Annotated in this window: 23 protein-coding genes; 11 read left to right on the top strand and 12 right to left on the bottom strand. The window is 32.0% G+C overall.

The window, feature by feature from the left end; genetic code table 11:
- Positions 1–145: 145 nt before the first annotated feature.
- From KF896_05285 to KF896_05340, 12 genes are all read right to left on the bottom strand, one after another.
- Positions 146–445 (bottom strand): helix-turn-helix transcriptional regulator, encoded by a 300-nt coding sequence (locus KF896_05285; protein MBX3043110.1) that lies wholly within the window; start codon positions 443–445, stop codon positions 146–148.
- A gap of 249 nt (positions 446–694) precedes the next feature.
- On the bottom strand, positions 695–1,360 hold the full coding sequence (locus KF896_05290; protein ID MBX3043111.1) for a M48 family metallopeptidase: 666 nt from the start codon (positions 1,358–1,360) through the stop codon (positions 695–697).
- Positions 1,360–4,497 (bottom strand): type I restriction endonuclease subunit R, encoded by a 3,138-nt coding sequence (locus KF896_05295; protein ID MBX3043112.1) that lies wholly within the window; start codon positions 4,495–4,497, stop codon positions 1,360–1,362. Before KF896_05295 ends, KF896_05290 begins: the two co-directional genes overlap by 1 nt.
- 9 nt (positions 4,498–4,506) lie before the next feature.
- Positions 4,507–6,021, bottom strand: coding sequence for a putative DNA binding domain-containing protein (locus tag KF896_05300; protein ID MBX3043113.1), 1,515 nt, complete (start codon positions 6,019–6,021; stop codon positions 4,507–4,509).
- Between the two features lie 273 nt (positions 6,022–6,294).
- Positions 6,295–7,566 (bottom strand): restriction endonuclease subunit S, encoded by a 1,272-nt coding sequence (locus KF896_05305; GenBank protein MBX3043114.1) that lies wholly within the window; start codon positions 7,564–7,566, stop codon positions 6,295–6,297.
- Positions 7,567–7,587: 21 nt separating this feature from the next.
- Positions 7,588–8,226, bottom strand: a complete 639-nt coding sequence (locus KF896_05310) for a hypothetical protein (protein ID MBX3043115.1) — start codon at positions 8,224–8,226, stop codon at positions 7,588–7,590.
- A 20-nt stretch (positions 8,227–8,246) separates the two neighbouring features.
- Positions 8,247–11,096 carry a type I restriction-modification system subunit M gene (locus KF896_05315; GenBank protein ID MBX3043116.1) on the bottom strand — a complete coding sequence of 950 codons (2,850 nt, stop codon included), beginning with the start codon at positions 11,094–11,096 and terminating at the stop codon, positions 8,247–8,249.
- A 62-nt stretch (positions 11,097–11,158) separates the two neighbouring features.
- Positions 11,159–13,108 (bottom strand): DUF262 domain-containing protein, encoded by a 1,950-nt coding sequence (locus KF896_05320; GenBank protein ID MBX3043117.1) that lies wholly within the window; start codon positions 13,106–13,108, stop codon positions 11,159–11,161.
- A 142-nt stretch (positions 13,109–13,250) separates the two neighbouring features.
- Positions 13,251–15,557, bottom strand: coding sequence for an AAA family ATPase (locus KF896_05325; protein MBX3043118.1), 2,307 nt, complete (start codon positions 15,555–15,557; stop codon positions 13,251–13,253).
- A 114-nt stretch (positions 15,558–15,671) separates the two neighbouring features.
- Positions 15,672–16,316: a hypothetical protein gene (locus tag KF896_05330; GenBank protein MBX3043119.1), complete on the bottom strand. Its 645-nt coding sequence runs from the start codon at positions 16,314–16,316 to the stop codon at positions 15,672–15,674.
- Positions 16,317–16,318: 2 nt separating this feature from the next.
- The gene (locus KF896_05335) at positions 16,319–16,750 is read right to left on the bottom strand and encodes a S24 family peptidase (GenBank protein MBX3043120.1); all 432 of its coding nucleotides are present in this window, start codon (positions 16,748–16,750) and stop codon (positions 16,319–16,321) included.
- Between the two features lie 26 nt (positions 16,751–16,776).
- Positions 16,777–17,169, bottom strand: a complete 393-nt coding sequence (locus KF896_05340; GenBank protein MBX3043121.1) for a helix-turn-helix transcriptional regulator — start codon at positions 17,167–17,169, stop codon at positions 16,777–16,779.
- 155 nt (positions 17,170–17,324) lie between these two features.
- On the opposite strand from KF896_05340, the gene KF896_05345 reads away from it, so the two are divergent.
- From KF896_05345 to KF896_05395, 11 genes are read left to right on the top strand one after another with little or no spacing between them, the layout of a single operon-like run.
- Positions 17,325–17,558, top strand: coding sequence for a hypothetical protein (locus KF896_05345; protein ID MBX3043122.1), 234 nt, complete (start codon positions 17,325–17,327; stop codon positions 17,556–17,558).
- A gap of 27 nt (positions 17,559–17,585) precedes the next feature.
- Positions 17,586–17,915, top strand: a complete 330-nt coding sequence (locus KF896_05350) for a hypothetical protein (protein MBX3043123.1) — start codon at positions 17,586–17,588, stop codon at positions 17,913–17,915.
- Positions 17,916–17,956: 41 nt separating this feature from the next.
- Complete coding sequence (locus KF896_05355; protein MBX3043124.1) at positions 17,957–18,193, top strand: hypothetical protein; 237 nt, start codon at positions 17,957–17,959, stop codon at positions 18,191–18,193.
- Positions 18,193–18,411: a hypothetical protein gene (locus tag KF896_05360; GenBank protein MBX3043125.1), complete on the top strand. Its 219-nt coding sequence runs from the start codon at positions 18,193–18,195 to the stop codon at positions 18,409–18,411. The genes KF896_05355 and KF896_05360 overlap by 1 nt, the downstream gene beginning before the upstream one ends.
- A complete protein-coding gene (locus KF896_05365; GenBank protein MBX3043126.1) occupies positions 18,408–18,824 on the top strand; it encodes a hypothetical protein in 417 nt (138 codons plus the stop codon). The genes KF896_05360 and KF896_05365 overlap by 4 nt, the downstream gene beginning before the upstream one ends.
- Positions 18,805–19,008 (top strand): hypothetical protein, encoded by a 204-nt coding sequence (locus tag KF896_05370; GenBank protein ID MBX3043127.1) that lies wholly within the window; start codon positions 18,805–18,807, stop codon positions 19,006–19,008. The genes KF896_05365 and KF896_05370 overlap by 20 nt, the downstream gene beginning before the upstream one ends.
- Before the next feature lie 13 nt (positions 19,009–19,021).
- A complete protein-coding gene (locus KF896_05375) occupies positions 19,022–20,212 on the top strand; it encodes a hypothetical protein (protein MBX3043128.1) in 1,191 nt (396 codons plus the stop codon).
- 9 nt (positions 20,213–20,221) lie between these two features.
- Positions 20,222–20,365: a hypothetical protein gene (locus KF896_05380; GenBank protein ID MBX3043129.1), complete on the top strand. Its 144-nt coding sequence runs from the start codon at positions 20,222–20,224 to the stop codon at positions 20,363–20,365.
- A gap of 1 nt (position 20,366) precedes the next feature.
- Positions 20,367–21,359: an ATP-binding protein gene (locus KF896_05385; protein MBX3043130.1), complete on the top strand. Its 993-nt coding sequence runs from the start codon at positions 20,367–20,369 to the stop codon at positions 21,357–21,359.
- An 8-nt stretch (positions 21,360–21,367) separates the two neighbouring features.
- Complete coding sequence (locus tag KF896_05390) at positions 21,368–21,685, top strand: hypothetical protein (GenBank protein MBX3043131.1); 318 nt, start codon at positions 21,368–21,370, stop codon at positions 21,683–21,685.
- Positions 21,678–23,690: a hypothetical protein gene (locus tag KF896_05395; protein MBX3043132.1), complete on the top strand. Its 2,013-nt coding sequence runs from the start codon at positions 21,678–21,680 to the stop codon at positions 23,688–23,690. The genes KF896_05390 and KF896_05395 overlap by 8 nt, the downstream gene beginning before the upstream one ends.
- Positions 23,691–23,782 lie beyond the last annotated feature (92 nt).

The following is a 23,782-nucleotide window of genomic DNA, read 5'->3' on the forward strand; positions in this document are numbered from 1 at the left end:
AATTCTACCTTTTTCGGAAAATAGGAAGCTTTTATAACTAACAATTGCTGTTATACAATTATTGAACCAAACTTTTATGCACTGATTTTATCATATTTAGTGCATATCGAAAATACTTGCACTAATTCAGTGCATATCAATCTTCCTATTTGTTTTGTATTGGAACCAATTCAATCTTTAACTCCATTTTGAGAGCTTTGGCAACTTTATTCAGAAAACTTAGTGATGGAATGGTCTTTTTTAGTTCCATTCTGGCTATTACTGACTGTGTTGTTCCAATCTTATCGGCAGGTTCCTGCTGGGAATACCCGTATTTTTGACGAATTTGGTACAACTGCAGAACTATCCTATTTGCCAAGTCCAAATTAGAATATAACTCAGTAACTGCTTTATTGTTAAGCTGATAGAGCTTGATTTGGTTGATTATTTTATCTGCTTTTTTCATCGTTTTCTCTCAATTGTTTACATTACCTCACAATTTCAATAGCAATATTGTTATAATTTAGTTGACTGCTAAGTCATTGTAATATCATTGCATTATGACGATTTGTAAGCCAAAATATTCTTTACAATATACACATTTTATGTTCATTTTTCTTTTGTATTTCATTATAAAACACACCATTCAACATTTATTTCAATGGACCTAAAGGGTTGACATTAAATATCAATATTTACGCATGTTGTTTAATTTTTAGTAATCTAATAACTCTCCAAAATCTTTAAGCCATTCTTTTGCTTTTTGATAATTTGGCAATTGTATTGAAACAATATCCCAAAACTTTTTTGTGTGATTAGTTTCAATCAAATGAGTCAGTTCGTGGACAACAATGTAATCAATCACAAAAGATGGTGCTTTTATCAATCTCCAATTGAAATTAATATTATTTTTGGGTGTACAAGAACCCCAACGGTACTTCATATCCGTAATCATTAAACTATTATACTGGACACCCAAATTCTCAGCAAAATATCTAATCTTAGGTCTGATTTTTTCTTCAGCCTTGCTACGATACCAACTTTGTAATAATTGTTCGGCTGATTTCAAAGATTTTTTTGAAATGAAAAACTTACTTTTAAAATAAATGCAATCACTCTCATCATCAACTACTTCTAATTTATAATGACGTCCTAAATAGTAAACGGAACTCCCATTGATGAATTCTTTCGTTTGCTTTTCTTTATATTTTTGAGAATGATTCAACTTATTATAGAGCCAGAGCCTTTTCTGATTGACACATTTATCAATATATTCAATACTTGCATTTGGAGGAGCTTTAACAATAATTGTTTTGTCCCTCTCTACCGAAATAGTGATGTTCTTTCTTTTACGATATTCTATTTTATATGTTATATCCATTAATCTTCAGTTATAATTGTAAAATGATTATCTTTTGCCCAAAGCATCAATTCCGTTATAAACTTATTTCTTTCATCAAAAACTCTTTTAAAAATTTCAGGATATTTTTGTTTAAAATCTGGCGATATTAAAATATCTTGAATTGAAGCTTTTAGTTTATTCTGAGGGATTGTACTATTCCAAAATCCCTGTAACCTAATTTCTGATTCGATTTTGATAAATATTAATTGAGTTAGATTTACAATATAAGCTATTGAATCTTCTTCAAGGTCTTTATCCTCAAAGAATAAGGATTTAAGCTTTCTAAAAATCGGCATTTCTTTTCTAATATGAAGACCATAGGTTGGTTCTTTTTTTGCATTCTTCATTCGCTCTCGCAATTCTTCAAGTTTTTTATAAATCATTTCCCAATTGTTTTTGAATTCTTCAAGAATACTTGATAAAGATTCTGCAAATGAAGCGTGAAGATCAGGATCTTCATTGTAATTAATATTTATATGATGTCTAATTGCGTGTTCAATTTCAGAAGCTTTAGTTTTAGCTCGTTTTTTCTGCTGAACATGCTCCATGAATCTGTCGTCAAGAATTTCGATAGGTTTTATCTTTTGATAAATACCTTTTGAAACAAGATACTCGTCAGTGATTATTCTCAACTTCTCTGGAACTGATTTCATACTCAAACGATCATCTTTAAAATGAGCACCAGCTTGGATATTCACAGCTGAAAATAATTTAAAATCATCGTAATATTCCAAAGCTTCTTTTCTTGGAAACACAGAGTCCAAATTTTTACTGAATTTTTGAAATGCCAACATAAATTGAAATCTTATATCTTCATCATAAAACAAATCGTATATCGCATCCATATCAGATAAATCATTTATTCCGTGCTTTTTAACAAAATCCCATATTTCAGAATGTGCTTGCATTAAGTCGTTCAATTCACTCTCTTCATTCCCAAAAGTATCAATGATTTCCTTTTGTTCTCTTTCATCATAGTCGTCTAAGGCTTCTTTCAGATGATGACCAATTCCTACATAATCAACTATGAATCCTTTGGTTTTATTTTCTTCAATTCGGTTCACTCTTGCAACAGCTTGTAATAAATTGTGTGCCTTTATTATTCTGTCGATATAAAGAACTTGTTCTATCGGAGCATCAAAACCTGTTAAAAGCATGTTGTTGACAACAATTATTCCAATATTACCATCAATATTCTCTTCCTTATTTATTTTGTTATAAGGAATTTTAAAACTTGCAATAGATTTCTCGTGATAGTTATTGCTTGTAAAAGGTTTAATATGTGGTTTATCATTGAATAATCCGGAAACAACAACAGCAATTTCAAGTTTTCTTAATGTATCAATATCAATACAATAAGGATTTGAAAGATGTAATTGTTCAATTTCTTTCTTAATAGCTTGTTCCAAAGCTGATTTATATCTGGCGGCGGCATCTCTGGAATTTGCTACAATTTGAGCTTTAAATCCATTAGGAAAAACCTGAAATATATAATGTTTAATAATATCTGAAGCCTTGGCTTCAATTGTTGTTTGAGCTTCAAGGTATGCATCTCTAGTGCCAAAGCCAAGAATTTGAAGACGTTCCTCTATATTATAATCACTAAATACGTCTTCAAACCTTTTGTCAGCATCAGGTTTATTATCTATTTGAGCTTTATGTGTTCTTCCTTCATATACAATTTCTAAAGTAACCCCATCATCAATAGCTTGCCTCATTGTATATTTGTCTATATAATCCTTAAACTCCTTTTCTGTTTTATCTGTTGGGGTTCCTGTATATGCTATTCTTGCGGCATTAGGCAAAGCTTTATCCAAATTTGCTCCTAACTTTTTGTAAATTGACCGATGAGCTTCATCAATCATAATTAGAATATTTGGACTTGGATTGAGAATTGGGAATACGATTTCTAAATCTGAAGGTTGAAACTTATGAATCATACCCATTACCAAATCAGAGCTATCCGTTCTTAGGTATTCTTTTAATTTTGATATACTATCTGCTACATTTACCGTAAAACCTATACTCTGACTTGTTGTATTTAATTGGTCTTCGAGTTGAGTTCTATCAGTAATAAAGAGAACTTTATACTTTCTTAGTTGTTCATGATTGTACATTTCACGAACCATGAACATCATTGTGAGGGATTTTCCAGAACCTTGCGTATGCCAAATGATTCCGCTTTTTTCTAATCGGTTATTACCATTTAACATTTTTTGAACTGATTTCTTCACTGCTCGAAATTGTTGGTATCTACCAACAATTTTGATAGATTTTCCTTCACTATTCGTGCTAAATATTGTAAATGATTTGATAATACTCAGTAGATTATCATGCGACAACATTCCAAGTATTAATCGTTGCTGTTCATTGGGTGATGAATCGCCATGTTCCAAGGTATCAATACTGTATGGATATGGATCTGTCCAACGATAAAAATACTTTTCTATTTTTGTTGTAATTGTGCCAAACTTCGCTCTGTTCCTATCGGTTGCCACTATAAACTGATTATAATAAAAAAGTTGTTGATTACTTGACTTCTTATATGATTCCCCGGATTGACCTGAATAATCCATCAAGTCCTCAATTGCTTCACCAATAGGGTTGTTTTTCTTTGGAGATTTACATTCAATAACCACCAATGGCAAGCCGTTTACAAATAAAACAATATCAGGATATATAAAATTATCTGTTCCCGGAACTCTGAACTTCATTTGAGAAACTGCAAGAAATGCATTATTGTCAATATTTTTAAAATCAATATATCTGACTGTTGGGCTTGCTTCTCCGGTTTGTCTGTTCACATCTGTTGAAGTATTCTCGATTAATAATTGCAGAATTGATTTATTTGCTTCAATTAATGACGAAGTTCCGAATGATGTAATTCTTCTTATCAATTCCGGCAATTGGTCTTCTTCCAGCCAAGGATTTATTGCAACCAATGATTTTTTTAGTTCAGGTAATAATACCACATCACTGAATGATTCCCTAAATGAATCTTCCGGCTTTTGATTGCTTGTAAGTCTTTTAACAAGCCATTTTTGAGTTTCGAGTTGGGAAAGAAACGGTTCCTCAACAAACTCTTTCTCGTGTAAATCATAATCTTGCTTCGTCATAATTATTCCTTAATCTTTATTTTCAAAATAAATGATACCCTTTTTAGTTGTTATATACTTCTGATTTTTGCTTTTTGGTTTATCTAAAAGGGTCATTTCAAGTAATCCATCTTTTATAAGAGGTTCTATATGATTTTTGAAATTTTTGTATTGATTTGATAAACCCAAAGAATCAAATATCTCTTTCCGTGATTTTGGTTCTTTGCAAAAAATTAATATAAAAATATCTTGGTTACTATCTTGGTTACTATCTTGGTTACTAATCGGATTGATAAAATCTAAATGAATGGGAATATCTACAATAAAAAACATTCTTCTATCTCCGTCAGTATCAAAGGATGGTAATGGTGAACCGTTCTTCTCAAGTTCATTTAAGATGGTTGGGATACCTGTTCCCCTGCCTTCAGTTAGTTTTAATTCTTTTAAAAATTCACCTACCCGTCTGTTTCTATATCTTCTTGCCCTAATTATACCTTTTGTCAAATCATCAGGTCGAATTGATGGTTCAACCCCGCCTTGACTAATTATTTCAATTGAGTTTGGTAAAATTCTTACTTCAATTGGTTCATTTATCTCATAATTTCTATGATAAACAGCATTTGCCAGTGCTTCTTCCAATGCTTGGTAGGGATAATTCCAAAATCTTATTGATTGGGCTCTGTTCTTAACTTTAATTATTTTTTCCTTGATAATATTGCTTTTAATATATGCCAATGCTTCTCGCAATTGGATGTGAATAGGACCTGTGAAAGATTTTTCAAAAAATTTGTTTGAAGTGATTCCGTTTGGAAATTCAATGATATCTATTCGGCAATTCGGAAAATAATTCTCAGGAGCATCGCTAAACATCATCAATGCAATATTCTTAGGATAAAGATTTTCTGAAGTTCCTTCCGATAGGTTCATTTGTTTACAAATTTCCTCTATTGTTAATTTCAAACTATCATTATATAATTTACTTCGTATTTCATACAAGTGGTTTTTAATTAAAGTAAGACTCAAATCTTCTATTTTACCATTTCGATTAATTCTATCATCAAATGGGATATTTGCTGTAAGTGAAATCAGCTCTCTTTGTTGTTCGATATTAGCAACAATTGTACTTGAATATTGCCTTATGTAATATTCCCAAACTTTATGTTTTGAAGTTACATCTTTAGGTACTTTGTATGGCCTGTTACTACCAGCCGGTACCCATAATACAAGCAAATTTTTATTCTCAAATTCTTCGAGTGATATATGTGGAAAATATGCCGGACTCATCAAATTGCAATAACCTATCAGTTCTTTTTGGATTTTGTCAAAATCATCAATAGGGAACCCTTCAATCGGGCGTTTTATCATACCATTGATTTCTTCTATGCCAACAACTATATATCCGCTTCCAAGATTCTCAAAATCATTGGCAAAGCCGCAAACGGTTTGCATTATCTTTGAAGGGTTCCAACCTTTTTTAAATTCAATCCGTTCATATTCAACTACTTTACCTGAAAGTAATTCGTTTACATTTATTGGTATTGACATAATTATCCTTCTTAATAATTTTTCATTTGTTTTTTTTATTTCTAAAAATCATAAATTCAATCCATTTTTTCATTAAATAACTCAAAAATTCCTTTAAATTGCTTTGTATTGCCCTAAAAATACTTCATTTTGCCTTTAAAACAATTCACATTGCCTTTAAAACACTTTGTTTTGCCTTTATAATACTTTATATTTCCTTTTTTTTAACTCTCAATTATCCATTTTCAACTTTCAATTCTCCATTTTCAATTTTCAATTCTCCACTATCAACTTTCAATTATCAACTACTTCCACTTTTCCACTCAAAAGGTCATTCATTAGCCCGGCTTTAAGACGTTTGAGCTTAGAAAGGGTTTCTGTTTCTACAAAAACCAAAGAATCAATTTCACTTAAATAATCACATATTCTATTTTGTTCTCTTTCATCAGAAGACAAAGGAAATATCATTTTTTTTATATCTCTTATCACAATTCTTTTAAGAGCACTTCCAGATATAAATTTTATTAGATTTTTATTGAAGTATTGAGATTTCAATAAATATGATAAATATAAAGAAGAATATTTGTCCGATGGTCTCAATATAGCGATTGATGACAAGATTACAATTTTTTTATCTTTATTAAATACAAATACTTTGCCTATAGTACCATCTTTAGATAAAAGAATATCACCTTTCAGAGGCTGACAATTTTGTGAAACAAGGACTTCGTAATCTCTGATAGAAATTTTAGTACAAGAATTATAATTAAAATCAAATTCTTCCATATCTTTTACATTGCCAATAACAAAACCTTCTTCTCGTGCTTTAGGGCTAAAATGCGAGCCATCACTGACATAAATACAAACCTCTTCCAATCTCTTCACTTCCCACTCAACAGGTATTCTGCCAAGTGGCGAATCTTTGAATTTATGAGTTGCTTCAGAGCGTATATTTCCGTTTTCATCTATACCTTTAGTAAGCAGGTCTTGCATCATTCCGGTTTTCATTCTCTTGTATTTAGCAATTAGCTTTTCGCTTTCTTCAATTGCTTTATCAGCAGTAGTGAGTATTTCAGCTATTCGGGATTGGATGGATTTATCTATTGGAAGAAAACAAAATTCTTCGAGATATTCATTAAATTTAAAATTAATAATCCCCGTTGTCTGTTGTTGATATTTGTTTAATCTCCCAGAATGATAGTTATTAAGGAAAAAATACAAAATGTATTTACTATCATATTTATCATTTATCTTAACAATTTCAATAAAATTGGAACAAGTTCCTTCAAAATCTTTATCACAATAAACAACCCTACCAGCAGGTTTTTTATCACTTCCACCAGATTTTTCAACAAGCAAATATCCCTTTTTAATTCTTTTTTTATTAAGAATACTTTCTGGTACAAATCTACTCGCAATATCAGAATAATCAATTACTCCAAAATCAGTAAAATTTGTTGAACGCAGTACCAGTGAAAATTCACTTTGCTTTGGTTCATAACCCCATTCCCCAGAAATTGTGAATTCTATTATATCCTTTAACTTTACTTTTTCCCACTTGCTCATAATCTTTTCTTTTTTCCTAACTTACACTTGTAATTTTAAAATCAAGTCCATGAATTTTTTGTGAGCATCAAGCATCATTTTATAATGGTCAACCTTATTAATCCCTGTTGAACCAATTGTTGCATTGAGCTTTTTATCAAATTCTTCAACAGCTAACAATTCTGTCATACCTTTCATACACTTTGAAGAATACAGAAAAGAAATATCTCTAAATAATTCATATTTCAAGTCATCATTAATTTTTGCCGAGAAAATTCTGGTAAGTACAACATCGAATCTGCCTATAACAAAATATAAATCTTCAAAGAATACATTGTTTAGGAGTTCATCATGATTATCAGAAGCCCTAAACAAATCTGCAAAAACCTCAATTGAAGCTCTTTGTGAAAATTCAACAACCATTTCTGTATTGTTTTCCTTAACAGTAGGGTAGAACTTTAAATTTTCTATCATTTTATATAAACCACTAATATCTGATTGTATTGATTGTTGTGTTTGTGATTCTCGCATCAATGTATTTGCTTCAATTTGTCTCGAGTACGCCAAATATACAAATATTAGAGATATTAAAGTAATTATTGGTGCAATAATCCCACCAATACCACTACCAATTTTCGCAAAATCATCTAAATTCATAAGATTCCCTTTTAAAATTTTCATATTAATATCGTTCTTGATTGTCAAACATACTTTAACTCTTTCAAAAATTTATATAGCTTTTCAAGAGTATCATTCCTTTCTGCCTCAATCTGTTTTAAAGGAGTAGAATACTTATCCCATAGATTTTCGAGAGCAGAGATTAAAGCTCTTTTCTCGAAATTGAGGTATCTTAGCAATTCGTTATTTGCCGTGTCGAATAGCTTTTTAAGAATTAGCTCTTTAGCTTGTTCCTCAGTAATTTGACCTCCTATTTCTTTGAAAGTAATTTCAATTTTCTTTATAGCTACTTCGATAATAAGTTTCTGGCTTTGCATTTTGTCAAAGCTCTTTTTAAGAGTTTGGAATATTTTCAGATTTGATTGATAGAAACCATTTTTCTGATTCTCGATTTTATCCTTTGATTTTTTTAGCTTATTGATATTGGATTGAATAGCTTTAATAATTTCTTCCAAAGTAGAGTTTTCATCAAAATCCAATTGGGCATTGGAAAGAACTTTTTTCAATTCTTCGTTAAACTTTGAGAGTTCAGCAAGAGCTTCATCATAAGCAGATTGATAGTCTGCAATAGAGTCATCAATACCATATTTTTTAAGTTCAATTTTTAGAATCAAGTCTGTGTTTTTAGTCTTAAATAGTTTATTGAGTTCTTTCAATTCTGATTCGGTAGCTTTAATGCTATTCAATTGCTTTTGGTATTTATTCTTTTCTACCTTAGCGCTCTTATCTTTTAATTCTTCAAGGTCATTGATTTGATTTTGAAGATATTCTTTAATGGTTGTTAAAGTAACTTTTTCATCTTCATCCGGCTCATAGTCAATATCTTCAATAATTTCATCAAGAACCGACTCTTTTTCTGAAATTTTAGCTTCAGTTATATTTATTTCTTCCTTTTCAAGGGCAAAGAATTTCTCAATAATGTATTCATCAGGAATAATGTTTGGCTCCCACCCAGATGATGAAACTGTTTTTAAATCATATTTTATATTCTGCCACCAATTTACAAACACACCGGCGGCTTGAAACTCGTCTAAAACTGTTGATGTCAAAAGATTTTTCTTTAGTAAGTACATCAATTCGCTTCTGATAGTTGGAATATTTCCATTGCTAATTGTAAGGTAATCTGCAATACCTTCAGCAACGACACCATATCTAATCTCATTATTTTTGACCTCATTTTTAAAATTATCAAATTTGGTTTTAGCTTCCTCCCACCATTCTAAGATTTTCTTATTAAGAATTCGATATGTATTTATGATAGATTGATGTGATTCTATTAGTTGTTTAATACTTTCTTTTGATTGAATTATATCTTTAAAAAGTTGATAATTTTTGTCTTGCTTGTAGAATACATCTTTATAATCAAAGTCAAATTTATTGAAAAATTTCTGATAACTCGAAATCTCGATTAAAGGAATTCCTCCGATCAAATGAGCTTTAACATCTTCGGGTTCAGGCTCTGGAGTATTATCAACATATCTGCGAATATTTAAGTTGAAGTCATTTTCTTCAATTTCTGCTATGTCAACCAGTCTTGAATATTTAGGAATCTCAAGTTTATTATCAAATACAAATACTATTTTTTCTATGTCTTCAGGTCTAAGTTTATTTTGCCTTTTACCTTCAGCAAATTCAGCATCAGCATTTATAAATAGGATTTTATTTTTTCTTATTTCCGGTTTGTTTTTATCAACAATTAAAATACAAGCTGGAATACCGGTTCCATAGAACAAACCAACAGGCAAACTAATAATTGAATCAATAATTCCATCCTTGACAATACCTTCCCTTATAACTTTTTCCTTACCACCTCTAAACAAAACACCATGAGGCATAACAGTCGCCATTTTACCGATACGATTCAAACTATAAATCATGTGTTGAACAAACATCAAATCAGCTTTTTTGCCTGTTTCAGGAGCAAAGCCATACTTGAATCTCTGTGGATTTTGTATATTTGCTTTATTGTAGTTAAGTGAAAACGGGGGATTAGCAATAACTCTATCAAAATCATCTTTAGGTCTTCCATTCTCGTGTTTGTGCAAAGGTTCGAGTATAGTATCTCCATTTTCAATTCTTGGGTCTTTGATTCCATGAAGAATCATATTGATTTTACAAATAGACCATACAGTACCATTTGATTCTTGACCTAATAGAAGTAGATTATCTGGATTCTGCCCTTGCTCCTCAACATACTGCATAGATTGAATCAACATACCTCCAGAACCAACAGTAGGGTCGTAAACAGACATTCCTTCTTGAGGTTTTAAAATCTGTACCATTAATCGAACTACTTCATTAGGAGTATAAAATTCGCCTCCTTTTTTCCCTGCAGAATCGGCAAAGAACTTAATCAAATATTCGTAAGCCGCTCCAAGTAAATCAGGAAACTCGAAATTCTCGTTTATCAATTTCGGAAAATTATTAAAATGATTTATAAGGTCAATAAGCTGCTGTTTTGAAAGAACTTGCTTGTTGTTAACAGTCTTGTTGAAATTTATATTATCTGCCAAAACGCCACGCAATGCATCATTATATTCTTCCAAAGAAGAAATAGCGATATTTAACGATTCTCCAACATTTTCCTTCAAATCTTTAATTTCTGACCATCTTGCCCTTTTAGGAACAAAGAAAGTATCAGAATAAGAGGAGGGAATTTCTAAAATATCCTCTAATTGCAGTTGTTCGAGAAAAGAATACCTTTTTTTTAGTTCAAGATATTTAACTTCAAATTCATCGGACATCCTTTTAATAAACAACATCCCGAAAATATATTCCTTAAATTCCGAAGCATCAAGTTTGCCACGAATTTTATCAGCCGAAGAAAACAAGAAATTTTCAAGTTGGCTTAATGTTATTTTCTGTTTACGCATAATCTTTTTTCATCTCTTTTCTTAAATTCGTTTGTATTCTATTACCTTGTGACTCCAAAATATTAGTCTGTATTAATTGAACCCAAGATTTCATTTGTAATATATTTTTTTAAATCTTCAGAATCTGTATAGAATGTAAATCCAGCCTTATTCAAAATTTCTTCAAGCTCTTTTTCTTCATTTAGAATAAAAGCTACAGGTTTACTTAAACCTGTTTGAATACCGTCTGGCCATGCTAAATCTATTATAGCAGTTTTGTTTTCACCAAAGATAAGTTCAAACTGAAATTCTCCAGCAGGTAAACCCTTTGATAAAATCCATTCATTAATGTTTTTGATAATTGATTCTTCTTCTTCATCTGCAATACCACCTAAAATATCAGTAGTGGTGATAACTTCTCTATTTGCAAAATCCTGAATTTCACTTTCCTTAACAGAGCCAGAGTATAATTGATTCAAAAAATCATTAGCTGCTTTAGCAAGTAATTTCTTTCTTGCTTCCATAAAATCGAGATAATTTTCAATCTTCCATAGATATTCATCAGTTGGTATCCAATGAGACTCGAGTACTCCAGGATTTTTATCAGAAAATTCTTTTAGATAATCTGATGGAAGTCTATCCGATATATAAAGATTTGTATCTTTAGTAAGAAAAGTATAATTAGATAGAGCGTTAACCTCAGCTCTTGAATAATTCAATTTATAAAGCTGTGCTTTTGGAAAAATATGATGTACTTCGAGACTACTCATTTTGCCTAAAAGATGATTTGTTAGTTCAATATTAGTCATTAAATCTCGAGTATGGCAAACTCTGGTTAGCATATAAAGAAGAGGATAAAACCTTGCTCCAGTGCTCCATCCACTAAAATCTTGAGGTGATAGTTTTAAATCTGCCCTGTTTTGTCTTAGCATCTGGATTAAATCATCAATTGATTTGTTCTGAGATTCCACAATATTTAGATCCTGAGATAAAACACTTTCTGTAGAACCTGCATAACGCCCCCAAAGAAAAGTATGAATATACCAATACAAAATTTTATCTAAGCTTTTCAAATCACTTTTTAATTTAGGATTCTGTTTAATAAGTCTTAATATTAGAGGAATAGAATAACGACTACCAAGCACTCTATCATGATCAAGGCCAAGCCTTGATGATATAAGATTAAGAACGAAATCAATTGCTTTTTCTGATTCTTTTAACTCGGATTTAAATTGTTCTGTTTTGATGTCCTTAAGTGCAGAAAAATAAGCATCTCCGGTAGCATGAGTTGTAATGTTTCTTAAAAGCCATTCCAATTTAAAGTTAAAACCTGCCTTAGTCCATTTACTTAACAAGTTCTTCATTTCATTTCTTGCATCTGACCATTCACCACATATTTTAGCAAGAGCTAAGTCACCTTTGCTAAGTTTAGTTCCTCCGCTATTTACATTATTAAATATGTCAACAACAACATCAATGGTCTTGTCTTCTCCTACAACATCCTGAATAAACAAGTCAATGTCTTTGATCCTGTCTAACTGATTAAGCCTATCAATGTATTTCTGAATATCATTTTGAACGTCAGGTAGAGAGTAAATTTTACCGATAAATACACCAGAACCTGATTTCATTAACTCGGTAACATTTATCCAAAATGGATTGTCTTTCATTTTCAAAGGTGAAAAGAACTCGAATTCCTGCTCTTTCAAATTAAAATAAAGACCAGTAAATGCTGTAGAGTTACCATCAAAAAATTTTGGAGGAACTCCACGAATAATGCCATATAAACTGGTTATTCTTTGCTGACCATCCAGAATCAGTTTGACAGTTCCAGGATAAACAGCTCCGTCACCCCTGACAGTAGCTCCATCAGTTTTTGTTGTCCAAACCAACAAACTTCCTATTGGATAACCTTTATATAAAGATGTTATCATTTTTCTTACTTGGTCACGATTCCAAACATAACCCCTTTGGAACTCAGGCAGTGCAAAAGTACCAATATCTATTTGAGCTAAAATTGTTTTAATTTCCATTTAAATAACCTATAAAGTTATACATAATCCGACTTAAATTATTACACCAAATCAACATACTTTTCTTATATAATTACAACAACATTTCATTATTGAATCTTTGTCAATTACTATACCAGCTTTTGATAATGTCTTCATTTCTTTATATTCCTAATCTTATTGAATTTTCAAAAAATTGATGATATTTCATCATCCCCAGATTGAGTATAACAATGTTAAATCTTGCTCTTGTTATTGCGGTATATACAAGTTCATCAGTAAGGAATTTCTGGTCTTCTTCCTGACCATCAAGAATCAAGAATAATGTATGAATCTCCCAACCCTTGAAACTATGAATAGTTGAAAGTTTCATCGTTCCGTCTGTTTTCATTCGGAAATTCAACTTCTTACTTCTCCTAATGGTTTCAAGTTGGTCAGTAAGATAGTTATATGATTCAGCCAAATTCTTTAAGTACTGAATTTGAGTTTCATACTTTTTCTTAATCATTGAAGGTAGAACTTTAACTGCTTTGTTGAAGTCGAAAACAGTTGATTTTTGAGTTAGTTTCCTAAATGATGTAGCAATTTCAGGTTTCAAGTTATCTTGCAAAATCTTGTTATTTAACTGATGCCAGTCAGGATAGAAATGTTCAAGAGTGATTTTACCTTGTGCAATCAAATGCTCTGTAACTTCAAATTCTTCTATACATTTTCTAAAATCATTTGAATTTCTTTCACCACTTAAAACTGTTCCCTTTGCTTCACTTAAATAATGCTCTTTCAACTTTTCATATAATTCATTTTCGTTTTGAGTATATGAAGCAAGTGCCTTTAAAGAAGGACAAAATTGAATCATAGGTTTGAAAAACTTATCAATTCTATTCTCAATAGGAACGATTTGAGTATCTGATAGAAGCAACCTCCACCATTCCTCTTTAGATTCGGACATAAGGGTAGTTTTTTCGCCGTCCATATTTTCAAACAGAAATGATAAGTCTCGGATATATTCAACCCTCGAACCTAATATTCCAATATCGTGTGGATGAACATTCAATTCTCTAACTTTTTGATGTATATACTTATACAAATCATAGGTGCTGTTGTTACCTCTTAATAAAAGTTGATAATTGACTGTATTCGTTGTAGTACCAAATGCATTTGAAAAATCTATGGATACTGATGTCTGCTTTATTAAATCTTTCCTATACTTATTGCCAAGGAAAGTTTCCTGGAATTGTTGGGCTAACTCTCTAATGGTATCTGAAAGTCTTGCCGTTTCTTCCAATATGTTCCAATACTTACCCGGTACGCCAGTATAAGGTCTTTTGTCATCTTCGGGATTCATTGGTCTATCGTAAATATTCTGTTTTTCATCTCCAAAAACCGTATAAGAACCGCCTTCTGCTAAAAAGAACTTTTTGATTATTTCTACCCAATGCTCTTTATAATCCTGAATTTCATCAATAAATATAGTATTGTAACGAGTAATTTGGTCTTTCACTCTATCAAAAAAGTATCTGTTCTCGAAATCTGATATATATTTGATTTGAAGATTGTATTCCATTGCCTTGTACTTAAAGAACTCATGGTAATTTCTAATTTCAAAACCATCCCAGGAGAAATCCGAAGGAATTCTGTTAATTTGCTCATAGATGTAGTTTCTTAGAGATAAGTTATATGTAAGAATTAAAACCTTTCTTTGAGTCTTAACATATTCATCTACAGCCATTTTGGCTAATAAAAGAGTTTTCCCTGAACCAGCAACGCCTCTTATTTTCCTAAGTTTTGCATTATTTGGATTGCGAAGAATCTTTATTTGTTCATCGGAAAAGTTGATGAATGTTCCATTATCAATACGATGATAGGAAGGTTTCAAGTATCTGAAAAGCTGTTTATAAAGTTCATCGGAAAAATATTTACTCTTAGTTTGAAAACCGCTTAATTGAAACATTCTATAGAATCTTTCTTTAGTTAAGGTATCGTTTGTAACTACTTGAGTATCAAATAATTTCCAAGACTTTTTAGATGAAAAGTTTGAGCTATACCATTTTTCAAATTCATCGGAAGAAGTATTATGCAAGTAAACTACACTATTGATAATCTTCCTATAATGGTAATCTTTTAACAATTTCTCGAAAAGTTCTTTGAAATGTAAATTTATAAAATGAGTTCTAAGTGTGTCAACTTTTGCAAAAGGTGAAACAAGTTCAATTTCCCCATCATTGCTTTTCTTTTTAAGATATTTATTGTCAATTTCATAATCAAAAATATTATCAGTAAATACTTCAAAAATAAACAGACCGTAAGATTTCTTAACCAAAACAAAGGTTGGGATATCACCATTAAGAAAAGGTTTGTAGAACAATTCATAGGAATCGTCAAATTTATTGACGAGTTCGATAATCCTTAATTCTGCCTCAGTAGGATTTTCTTTAAGTAATTGATTATATTCTGGATATAGTTTTGCCATATCAGTTTAAGCCTCTAATTATATAGCTACCCAACTTCAATATACCAAAAATTGAATCGGTCAAAGTAGCGAAGAAGAATTCTAAAAATGAATTGATTGAATATTGATTTAATCTCATCTTTTTATCTCCTTAACTACTTGAGTTACAACTCCTAATATTTTAAATTCATCTTCTTGAACTTCAACTTTGTTGGAATTGTCTTTACCAGACATTAACCAGACCTTACCATTTTTTTTGTAGAACTTCTTTACTTGGATTTTAGATTGATAATTGACAACAATATTTTGCCCATTCAATGGATTACTTTTTTTCCTAACAACAATACCAAAAGTATCGCTATTTACATCATCAAACAGATCATTTCCCTTAACTTTACAAAAGAAGTAATCACTTTCTGATTCAAAGCAACTTTCTATAACTGTAGGTTCTTGATCTTGGAGACCATTCTTTCTGCTTAAAACTACAGGGTGGTTAAGTATTTTATGAATGTCACCATTTAACTTATTGTGATTAAACGGTAAAGTAGTCAAGTGCTCACTGAAAACATTTTGAAAATCCTCGTTTGCTTGAATATAAAGAGCTATTTCATTTAAAGCATCGTTTACAAAAGAAGCGTTCCTACGAGATGCTTCCTTTTGCAACAAGTCTAATATTTTGCTTGATTTAACATAACCTTGATGTTCCTTGATTAGAAGGTTCTTGGTTAAATAATACAAATCATTATCATCAGCTATCTTTATATATTCATCATAAGTCATCTTTAGCTTCTACCATTTATTTTCTTTAAGTTATAAATTACAACACCCAGAACTTGAAAGTTATCTTCAGGATTAACAACAATCGGGTCATAATCCATATTTTGAGAAAGCAGAATAGTTTGACCATTAACAGGCTTATAAGTCTTGATTAGAAAATCACCATTAAGATATGCTACGATAATATCACCCTTCTGAGGTGGCAAATCGTGGTCAATTAAAAGTTTGTCCCCTTCGGTAATAACAGGTTCCATACTTTTACCTGTGGCTTCAATAACATATCCATCTTTTGCTTTATTTGCAACAGATTCAGGAACATCGTGGAATTCATATCCATCGTCATAAGGACTCCCAAATCCACAAGAAAAAGCAGAAATAAGTGAAGGTAATTTCACAAAATTTTCAATAGGTTCTGCATAAACTACTAAAGTTTCCATTTATTCTCCATTTCTGATATTTTACATTATTTGATTTTTTGACCTGCAAGAGCTTGTTGCAGTAGTTCCTTAATGTCTTCACGCAGAAGTACACGAAGGTCTTTGACGAAAGGCACTTGAACCATTTTCTCATAGGTAATAGAATGGATTTCTTCCTGTTCGGAATCCGGCATATTTAGTTTTTCACGGATTTTCTTGCCCGATTCGTTCATAGCAAGCATTTCACCGTTCCCGCTTATTAGCCAATCAATTGAGCAACCAGCATTGTAAATCTTTTCTACAGATTCCGCACCGGGCACTTTTTTGCTTGCAAACCACATAGAGACAGTGCTTGGACTAACGCCACAATCAGCAGCGAAATCTCTTATTTCATCGTAGGCAGCTACAACGAAAGTCTTTAACCGTTTCCCAAATTCCATTTCCATTTTGTCTTAAACCTAATTAATTCAAAAAAAGTTCAAAAAAAATTGAAAATTTTGAAAAAATCTCTTGTAATTTATCTCAAAATTAACTATTTTTGTATTAGTTAAATTTACATTTTTGTAAATTCTACTTATTCAAAAATAGTAAAATTTTGGAACTATTACAAGAACAAAATGAGGTTGATATGAAAAATAATATTGGAAGACCCAAAGGTGAGAAAAAATATCACGTTATGCTCTCGATGAACAAGAAAGAGCATGACATGCTTGTTGCCTTTGCAGAGCTTGAGAAACGCCCCAAGGCAAATGCGGCTGTAATGCTAATAAGGGATTCTTTGCAAGCCTTATTTTCAGGTCATAACAAAACAACTTTGAAGAACTGTTAATTTGTCTATACTTTAATCGATTAAATAATGAAACAACTAAGACATATAGAATCCGAAACAGAGCTTGGACCTTCTGAAGTAGCCAAAGTCTTAGAAGTAGCATATTCCAAAGCTAAAAAACTTATGGAGACAAATGAAATCCGCTCGTGGGTTGATACAAATGCAAGCGATGGCAGGAAGTATCTAAAAACCCTATATCGTGAAGTTTTAGCTTACCATGAAAGGAAACTTGAATTGCGTGATTTGGAAATCAAGAAGCCAAAGCAAAATAAATTGGTAAGAAGCAGACAAGAATCTGCAGTATTGTCAAATAAATCAATTGAAGAATTTTTCAGAACTGAAATTTTTGCCTCATAGAATAACTATGAGCTATTTATAAATAATATAAGGATAAACTTATGCAAAATGCAGAAGCAATTGAAAGGCTTACCGAGATTAAAGAGCAAATGCTTGAATTACTCGAAGAAGCTAAAGACCTTCTACCAGAAGGTATGACAAAAGAACGTGCTAAATGTTATTGGTACGCTCATATCAAAACAGCTATTCTCAAAGAACACGAATTTTTAGGTGGTTCTTTGCTAACTGTTGATGATACAATTTCAGAACTTGGCGAAGATTCTGAGGAGGATGAATAATGCAACTAATCTTCACTTGCAACTCGAATGAAGACTTTGACAAGATGAAACTTATCATCAGTAAATCAAAGTTCAATGCTGATGCCTTGAATTATGAATTTCGTTCCTTGTATTTCCAATGCCGAGATAGGCAGGATGCAAATGCGTTGGAATTTAACCTTCTCCAAATAGTAAGCGAGAATGATATTTCAGGTTACTTTGAGTTGGAGGAAAAATGAGAAGGTTATTTAGTCAAACCGATGAACCATCAACTTGGTTTTCAGAAGAAGCAGATTGGAATACTCCAGACGGTAAAGTAATAGCAGTATGGGAAGGATGTATTTTAAAAGAAGAAGAATTCTCCGATTTTATTAGCTTTGTCAAAAATGAAATTGATTCAGATGTTGAGCCAATTGGAAGTTTCAAGACAGCAGAAGATAGGTCAGTTTTTGTTTTCTTGGTCAAAACCAATGTAGCACGATTCTCTACTTGGCGATTCAGATTACCGGGTATGCGTTGGTGGTTCGATATGTTTTGGGATGTAAACGGCGGTAGGAGTGTTTCCGAAATGGAAATAGTCCCTATCATAGCAAAATTAGGTTTGAAAATCAATGGAGTAACCCAAGATGTATATGATGAAGTTGAATCCTGAACAAGTATCAGATATGTATGAAATCCGTGAGAACCTGCGTGAGCAAGGTATCAGAAAACCTATAACTTGGCAGGTAAGAGAAGCAATCGCAGATTACATTAGCAAGAATAAAAACGAAAAAATCCCTTTGAATGGTACTCAAAAGGATTTTAAAAATCATTATAATTTTCAACTACAAAAATAAGGAGAATTTTCCTATGGAACAAACAAATTTTTCTAAAATTGACTTGGGTTCTTTGGTAAAAGAGCTTGAGAGTCAAAAGCTAAGGAAGAAGGACTTAATTGTTCCTTCTACTTCACTCAAAATGATAGAAGGGAAACTTGCTTTGACTGATTCAAAACCAAACAAAGAATTATTCAACCTTTTATCAAATTCGGGAATCACAATATCGAATGATTCGCAAACCGACTATTTCGATATTACAGATTCTTGCCACGCTCAAATATCAGACAAACTTGGTATTCCTGGCAGATATTATGAAAGACTTCGTAAAGAAGCAGTTGATATGCTCGACTATAATGTTACTGAGTGGCTAAACCGAAAACCTGCTAACTACTTCCTAAGAAGCTTTGTAGATAACAACGGAGGTAGTGGTATAGCAAGAGCTTTCTTATCAGACAGATTCAAAGTAATTGACCATTTAGACATATTAATAACAGCTCTTGAAGCTATAAGACAATCCGACCAGAAAGTAATTATTGATAGTGCAGATTTGACAGAACAAAGAATGTATGTTAGGTTTATAGCACCGGAAATAGTTAAGTCAGCACCGGAACTACTCAGAAATTATAAAGTTCCTTACGGTTCAAACAACGATAGTGGTTTTGGGGTTTGTTCAGGTTTTATCCTCTCAAATTCTGAAACAGGGCACGCAACATTCACAATAGCACCACGATTAATGGTATTAGCTTGCCGAAATGGAATGATCCTCCAAAAGGATAAAATTGCCGAAAGACATCTTGGAACTAAAATGGAAATCGGCAGTTTTGATTGGAGTGAAAACACGAGGCAGAAAGAACTTGAACTAATTCAATTCCAAGTAAAAGATGCCGTGAATGCTTATCTCTCAGAAAACTACCTTGGAAATGTTCTTGATGATATGTCATTGAAAGGATCAAAAGTATTGGAACATCCCGTAGATGCTATTCAAAATATCAGTCTATCATTGAACTTTTCAGAAGAACGCAAGAATGAACTTTTGAACTACTTTATTCAAGGTGGTGATACAACAGGTTTCGGTGCAGTTCAAAGCATTACATATCTTGCTCAAAAAGTTCAACCTGATACCAGATATGAACTTGAGACTGCTTCGGTGAGTATTCTAAACAATATAGAAACCTATGACAGACCAGCAGTTAAGCATTATCAACAGCTAACAATGAATTAGGAGATTGAGATGAAACCTTTGAAATTAAAGAAATTCAATTACTTATCTCCATTTGAGAAAAGAACACTCGACAAATTAGTCATAACAGGCTTATATATAGCAATAGCGTTGCTTTTAATTTCAGTTTTTTTAATAAAATCAGGAGTAAATTAATATGTTTAAAATAGTTAAATCAGACGAACCCTTAATCGTTGAAACAGTCAACATTCTTATTTACGGAGAACCTGGTTCAGGTAAAACCAGCTTAGTAAATACGGCTGAAAGCCCTTTAACATTGGATTTTGACAAAGGCGTTCACAGAAGTGATTTCAGGAAGGATGTTCTTGTTATCGAGAGCTGGAAGCAGATAAACGATAATATTGGAGAATTAATAAAGACATTCGGCAGTTACAATACTGTAATCCTTGACACCATTGACACCCTATTAGACTATATGGGTGCTTGGATAATTGACCAAGAGCCAAAACTTGCTCGTAACAAATTGCAATTTTATGGCAAACTGAAAGATGAGTTTTCACTGTTTGTTGGTAAACTCAAAACACTTGGCAAAGACGTTGTTATGATAGCTCACGTAAGAGAAAAGGAAGAAGGTGATTTGAGAATCAAGCGTCCCGCCATCACAGGCGGGAGCTATGACAGAGTTCTACAAACAGCTGATTTTGTAGGGTATCTATTCATTAAAGATAATAAGAGAACGATAGATTTCAATCCAACTGACTATTGGATTGGCAAAAATTCTGCTAAATTCAGTGCAATGACTATCCCTGATTTCAACAACAATCCGGATTTCTTTGCAGGATTAGTTAAAGATATGAAATCTGCAATAAACGGTCAAACTCAATCACAAGCAGACACGATAAAACTGATCAAAGAATTATCTTTAAAAGTTCAAGGTATGAGCAGTTTGACAGATATAAACACTTTTTTACCAGAGCTTGCAAGTATGAAAAACGGAGTAAAAAAGCAAATTTGGGACAAAATCCAACTCCGTGCAAAAGAACTGAACTTAGAGTTCAATAAAGATGAAAAGAAGTTCTATCAAATTCAAACTGAAGCACCAGCAGTTGTAGAAATAGCAAAGACAATCAAATCAACATCTAAAAAGGAATCTATAGAAATTGAAGAACCAGACTTTAATTTCGGATAGGAGGATTTATGATACAAATTGATTTCAGAAAGCAATTGCCACAATGGTCGGGCAAGTCAAGATTGAATACTTTAATTTCAGTATTTACTCGTGAGATAATCTATTATATTCATTCTAAGCATAAGGTAAGTAATCCATTGTTAAAACCTTCTTATAAGATTTTCTATGACGAAGAAAAGATGTCAGAGTACATAAGTATCCTCTGGTTTGTAGATGACAAGGATTCTGTTTGCAAAACCAAAGTAATTTGGCTAAATACTGTTAATCCTAAACCAATGGTGAAAAGGTATCTTGGGAATAAGAAACGGAGGTATTGTTATGCTTAAAGTAGCTGTAACTACTATTGAATCATTTAGGAACTATTTAAACGGTTCAATTGAACTTGAAGACCTTCTCAAAAGGGTACGTGGAGAATTTACTCCGTCAAGGTATATGGATCTTGGTAGTGCATTCCACGATATTCTCGAAAAAGCAGAAGAAAGATTTATTCCCGAAAGGAATGTATTCAAAGCAAAAAATGGTATTGAGTTCGATTTTGATATTATATCTCCTTGCTATGAAAAAATCGTTCAAGACGCACCATTTGAAGTTAAGATAACAAAAATCTATAAGATTGGAGATGAAGAAGTTGAAGTTGTAGCCAAGGTTGACCAGTTATATGGCAACCACATAATTGAAAACAAAACCTGCTGGGGAATGTTTGATTTTGAAAGATACTTCAATTCTTGTCAATGGAAATACTATCTTGACATTTTTGAGGCAGAACGAGTTTATTACAATGTATTTTGTTTGTCAGATAAAGTAAATGGAATTGAATTAAGAAATATAGAACAGTTTTCATTTAATGCTTATCCAGACTTGAGTGATGACCTATATGAGCTCTTAACAGATTTTGTTAAGTTTATTCACAACCAAAAGCTCGAAGAATATTTCACTCCGGACTATAAGAGTGAGCCAAAACAACAAAAAGTTATTCAATCATCAAATCAAATTGATTCTACAAATAATCAAAGGGACTTAGATATGAAAATCCAGAAAATCAAAATAGCAAATCTTCTTGGAATAGAAGAATTAGAATTTGACCCCGGTAAATTTACTTTGATAGAGGGCAGAAATGGTTCGGGTAAAACATCAATCCTTGAATCTATTAAACACGCCTTAAACGGTGGTCATGATGCAAAGCTCCTCCGAAACGGAACAGATAAAGGTGAAATTGTTCTTGTTCTCGATGATGGAGTTCAACTAACCAAGACTGTTACCCTAAATAAGTCTGATGTTAAAATATTAGACAAAGAAGGTAACAGAATCAATAAGCCACAAACCTATATTGACAAACTTATTGATATGTTATCAGTCAACCCAGTGCAATTTCTAACTGCAGATAAAAAGAATAGAGTTAATTATCTGCTTGAAGCAATTCCAATGAAATTAACAAAAGACCATCTTGAGAGTTCTTTAAACGGTATGAGTGGCAGGGTTCGAGATGATTTAAACGGACACGCTCTTGAAGTAATCGGCAGGATATACAAACAATTCTATGATGAAAGAACAGGTGTAAACAGAGCATTAAAAGAGAAATCTGCTACTATGACACAACTTAAAGAATCTATAGCAGAACTGAATTATTCTCCCAATGAATTGCTTGAAAAGATTAAATCTTTGGAGAATAAAAAAGGTGAAATGGAAGGTAAAAAAAGTATGTTCTTAGACCAAGCAGTTAATATCAGAATTAAGAAACTTGACAACGAAGAAGAAAGATTTCAAGATGAAATGAATAGGATTCGGCTCGAACACGAGAGCAGCAAACAAGAAATCTATGATTGGTTTGAAAACCAAAAAACCGAGATTCATTCAAAGTTTGAAGATAAGTATTTACCGCTTATTACAGAATTGTCTATGCTTCAGGAGCAACACAAACAATATCAAAACCAAGAGAAAACACGTGAATTAGTTGAGCAGTTTCACAATGAATGTTTAATGCTTAAAGAAGAAACAGATAAGTTAAGCAATGCATTAACAGGTTTGGAAAAGCTCAAAGAAAATCTCTTAAAAGAATTACCAATTAAAGACCTTGAAATCAAAGAAGGCGAAATCTATTGCAAAGACATTGTATTCGACAAACTGAATACTGCCGAACAAGTAAAAATTGCAGTTGAAGTAGCAAAAATAAGAGCAAGCGAACTTGGAATTATTTGTGTGGACGGAATTGAACGACTTGACAAAGATACTTTTAACGAATTCAAGACAAAAGCAATTGATTCTGGATTACAGATGATAGTTACAAAAGTAGGTGATTCTGACTTAAATATTCATACAGAACTTGTTGCATAATGAATGATTGCCCGGCTATTTTAGGTATATTCTTCCTCTTATATGCCATTCCCCCTAATAGTCGGGCTGTTATTTAATAATGGAGAAAACTA

It is taken from the genome of Ignavibacteriota bacterium (assembly GCA_019637995.1).
GTDB lineage: Bacteria > Bacteroidota > Ignavibacteria > Kapaibacteriales > UBA2268 > JANJTB01.

Excerpts from the sequence above, each read along its gene's own strand:
- KF896_05300 (MBX3043113.1), bottom strand. The coding sequence starts at position 6,021 with ATGTCAATACCAATAAATGTAAACGAATTACTTTCAGGTAAAGTAGTT.
- KF896_05370 (MBX3043127.1), top strand. The coding sequence starts at position 18,805 with ATGATGAAGTTGAATCCTGAACAAGTATCAGATATGTATGAAATCCGT.
- KF896_05320 (MBX3043117.1), bottom strand. The coding sequence starts at position 13,108 with ATGGAAATTAAAACAATTTTAGCTCAAATAGATATTGGTACTTTTGCA.
- KF896_05325 (MBX3043118.1), bottom strand. The coding sequence starts at position 15,557 with ATGGCAAAACTATATCCAGAATATAATCAATTACTTAAAGAAAATCCT.
- KF896_05295 (MBX3043112.1), bottom strand. The coding sequence starts at position 4,497 with ATGACGAAGCAAGATTATGATTTACACGAGAAAGAGTTTGTTGAGGAA.
- KF896_05340 (MBX3043121.1), bottom strand. The coding sequence starts at position 17,169 with ATGGAATTTGGGAAACGGTTAAAGACTTTCGTTGTAGCTGCCTACGAT.
- KF896_05390 (MBX3043131.1), top strand. The coding sequence starts at position 21,368 with ATGATACAAATTGATTTCAGAAAGCAATTGCCACAATGGTCGGGCAAG.
- KF896_05285 (MBX3043110.1), bottom strand. The coding sequence starts at position 445 with ATGAAAAAAGCAGATAAAATAATCAACCAAATCAAGCTCTATCAGCTT.
- KF896_05305 (MBX3043114.1), bottom strand. The coding sequence starts at position 7,566 with ATGAGCAAGTGGGAAAAAGTAAAGTTAAAGGATATAATAGAATTCACA.
- KF896_05330 (MBX3043119.1), bottom strand. The coding sequence starts at position 16,316 with ATGACTTATGATGAATATATAAAGATAGCTGATGATAATGATTTGTAT.
- KF896_05310 (MBX3043115.1), bottom strand. The coding sequence starts at position 8,226 with ATGAAAATTTTAAAAGGGAATCTTATGAATTTAGATGATTTTGCGAAA.
- KF896_05365 (MBX3043126.1), top strand. The coding sequence starts at position 18,408 with ATGAGAAGGTTATTTAGTCAAACCGATGAACCATCAACTTGGTTTTCA.
- KF896_05375 (MBX3043128.1), top strand. The coding sequence starts at position 19,022 with ATGGAACAAACAAATTTTTCTAAAATTGACTTGGGTTCTTTGGTAAAA.
- KF896_05380 (MBX3043129.1), top strand. The coding sequence starts at position 20,222 with ATGAAACCTTTGAAATTAAAGAAATTCAATTACTTATCTCCATTTGAG.
- KF896_05290 (MBX3043111.1), bottom strand. The coding sequence starts at position 1,360 with ATGGATATAACATATAAAATAGAATATCGTAAAAGAAAGAACATCACT.
- KF896_05355 (MBX3043124.1), top strand. The coding sequence starts at position 17,957 with ATGCAAAATGCAGAAGCAATTGAAAGGCTTACCGAGATTAAAGAGCAA.
- KF896_05350 (MBX3043123.1), top strand. The coding sequence starts at position 17,586 with ATGAAACAACTAAGACATATAGAATCCGAAACAGAGCTTGGACCTTCT.
- KF896_05335 (MBX3043120.1), bottom strand. The coding sequence starts at position 16,750 with ATGGAAACTTTAGTAGTTTATGCAGAACCTATTGAAAATTTTGTGAAA.
- KF896_05385 (MBX3043130.1), top strand. The coding sequence starts at position 20,367 with ATGTTTAAAATAGTTAAATCAGACGAACCCTTAATCGTTGAAACAGTC.
- KF896_05395 (MBX3043132.1), top strand. The coding sequence starts at position 21,678 with ATGCTTAAAGTAGCTGTAACTACTATTGAATCATTTAGGAACTATTTA.
- KF896_05360 (MBX3043125.1), top strand. The coding sequence starts at position 18,193 with ATGCAACTAATCTTCACTTGCAACTCGAATGAAGACTTTGACAAGATG.
- KF896_05315 (MBX3043116.1), bottom strand. The coding sequence starts at position 11,096 with ATGCGTAAACAGAAAATAACATTAAGCCAACTTGAAAATTTCTTGTTT.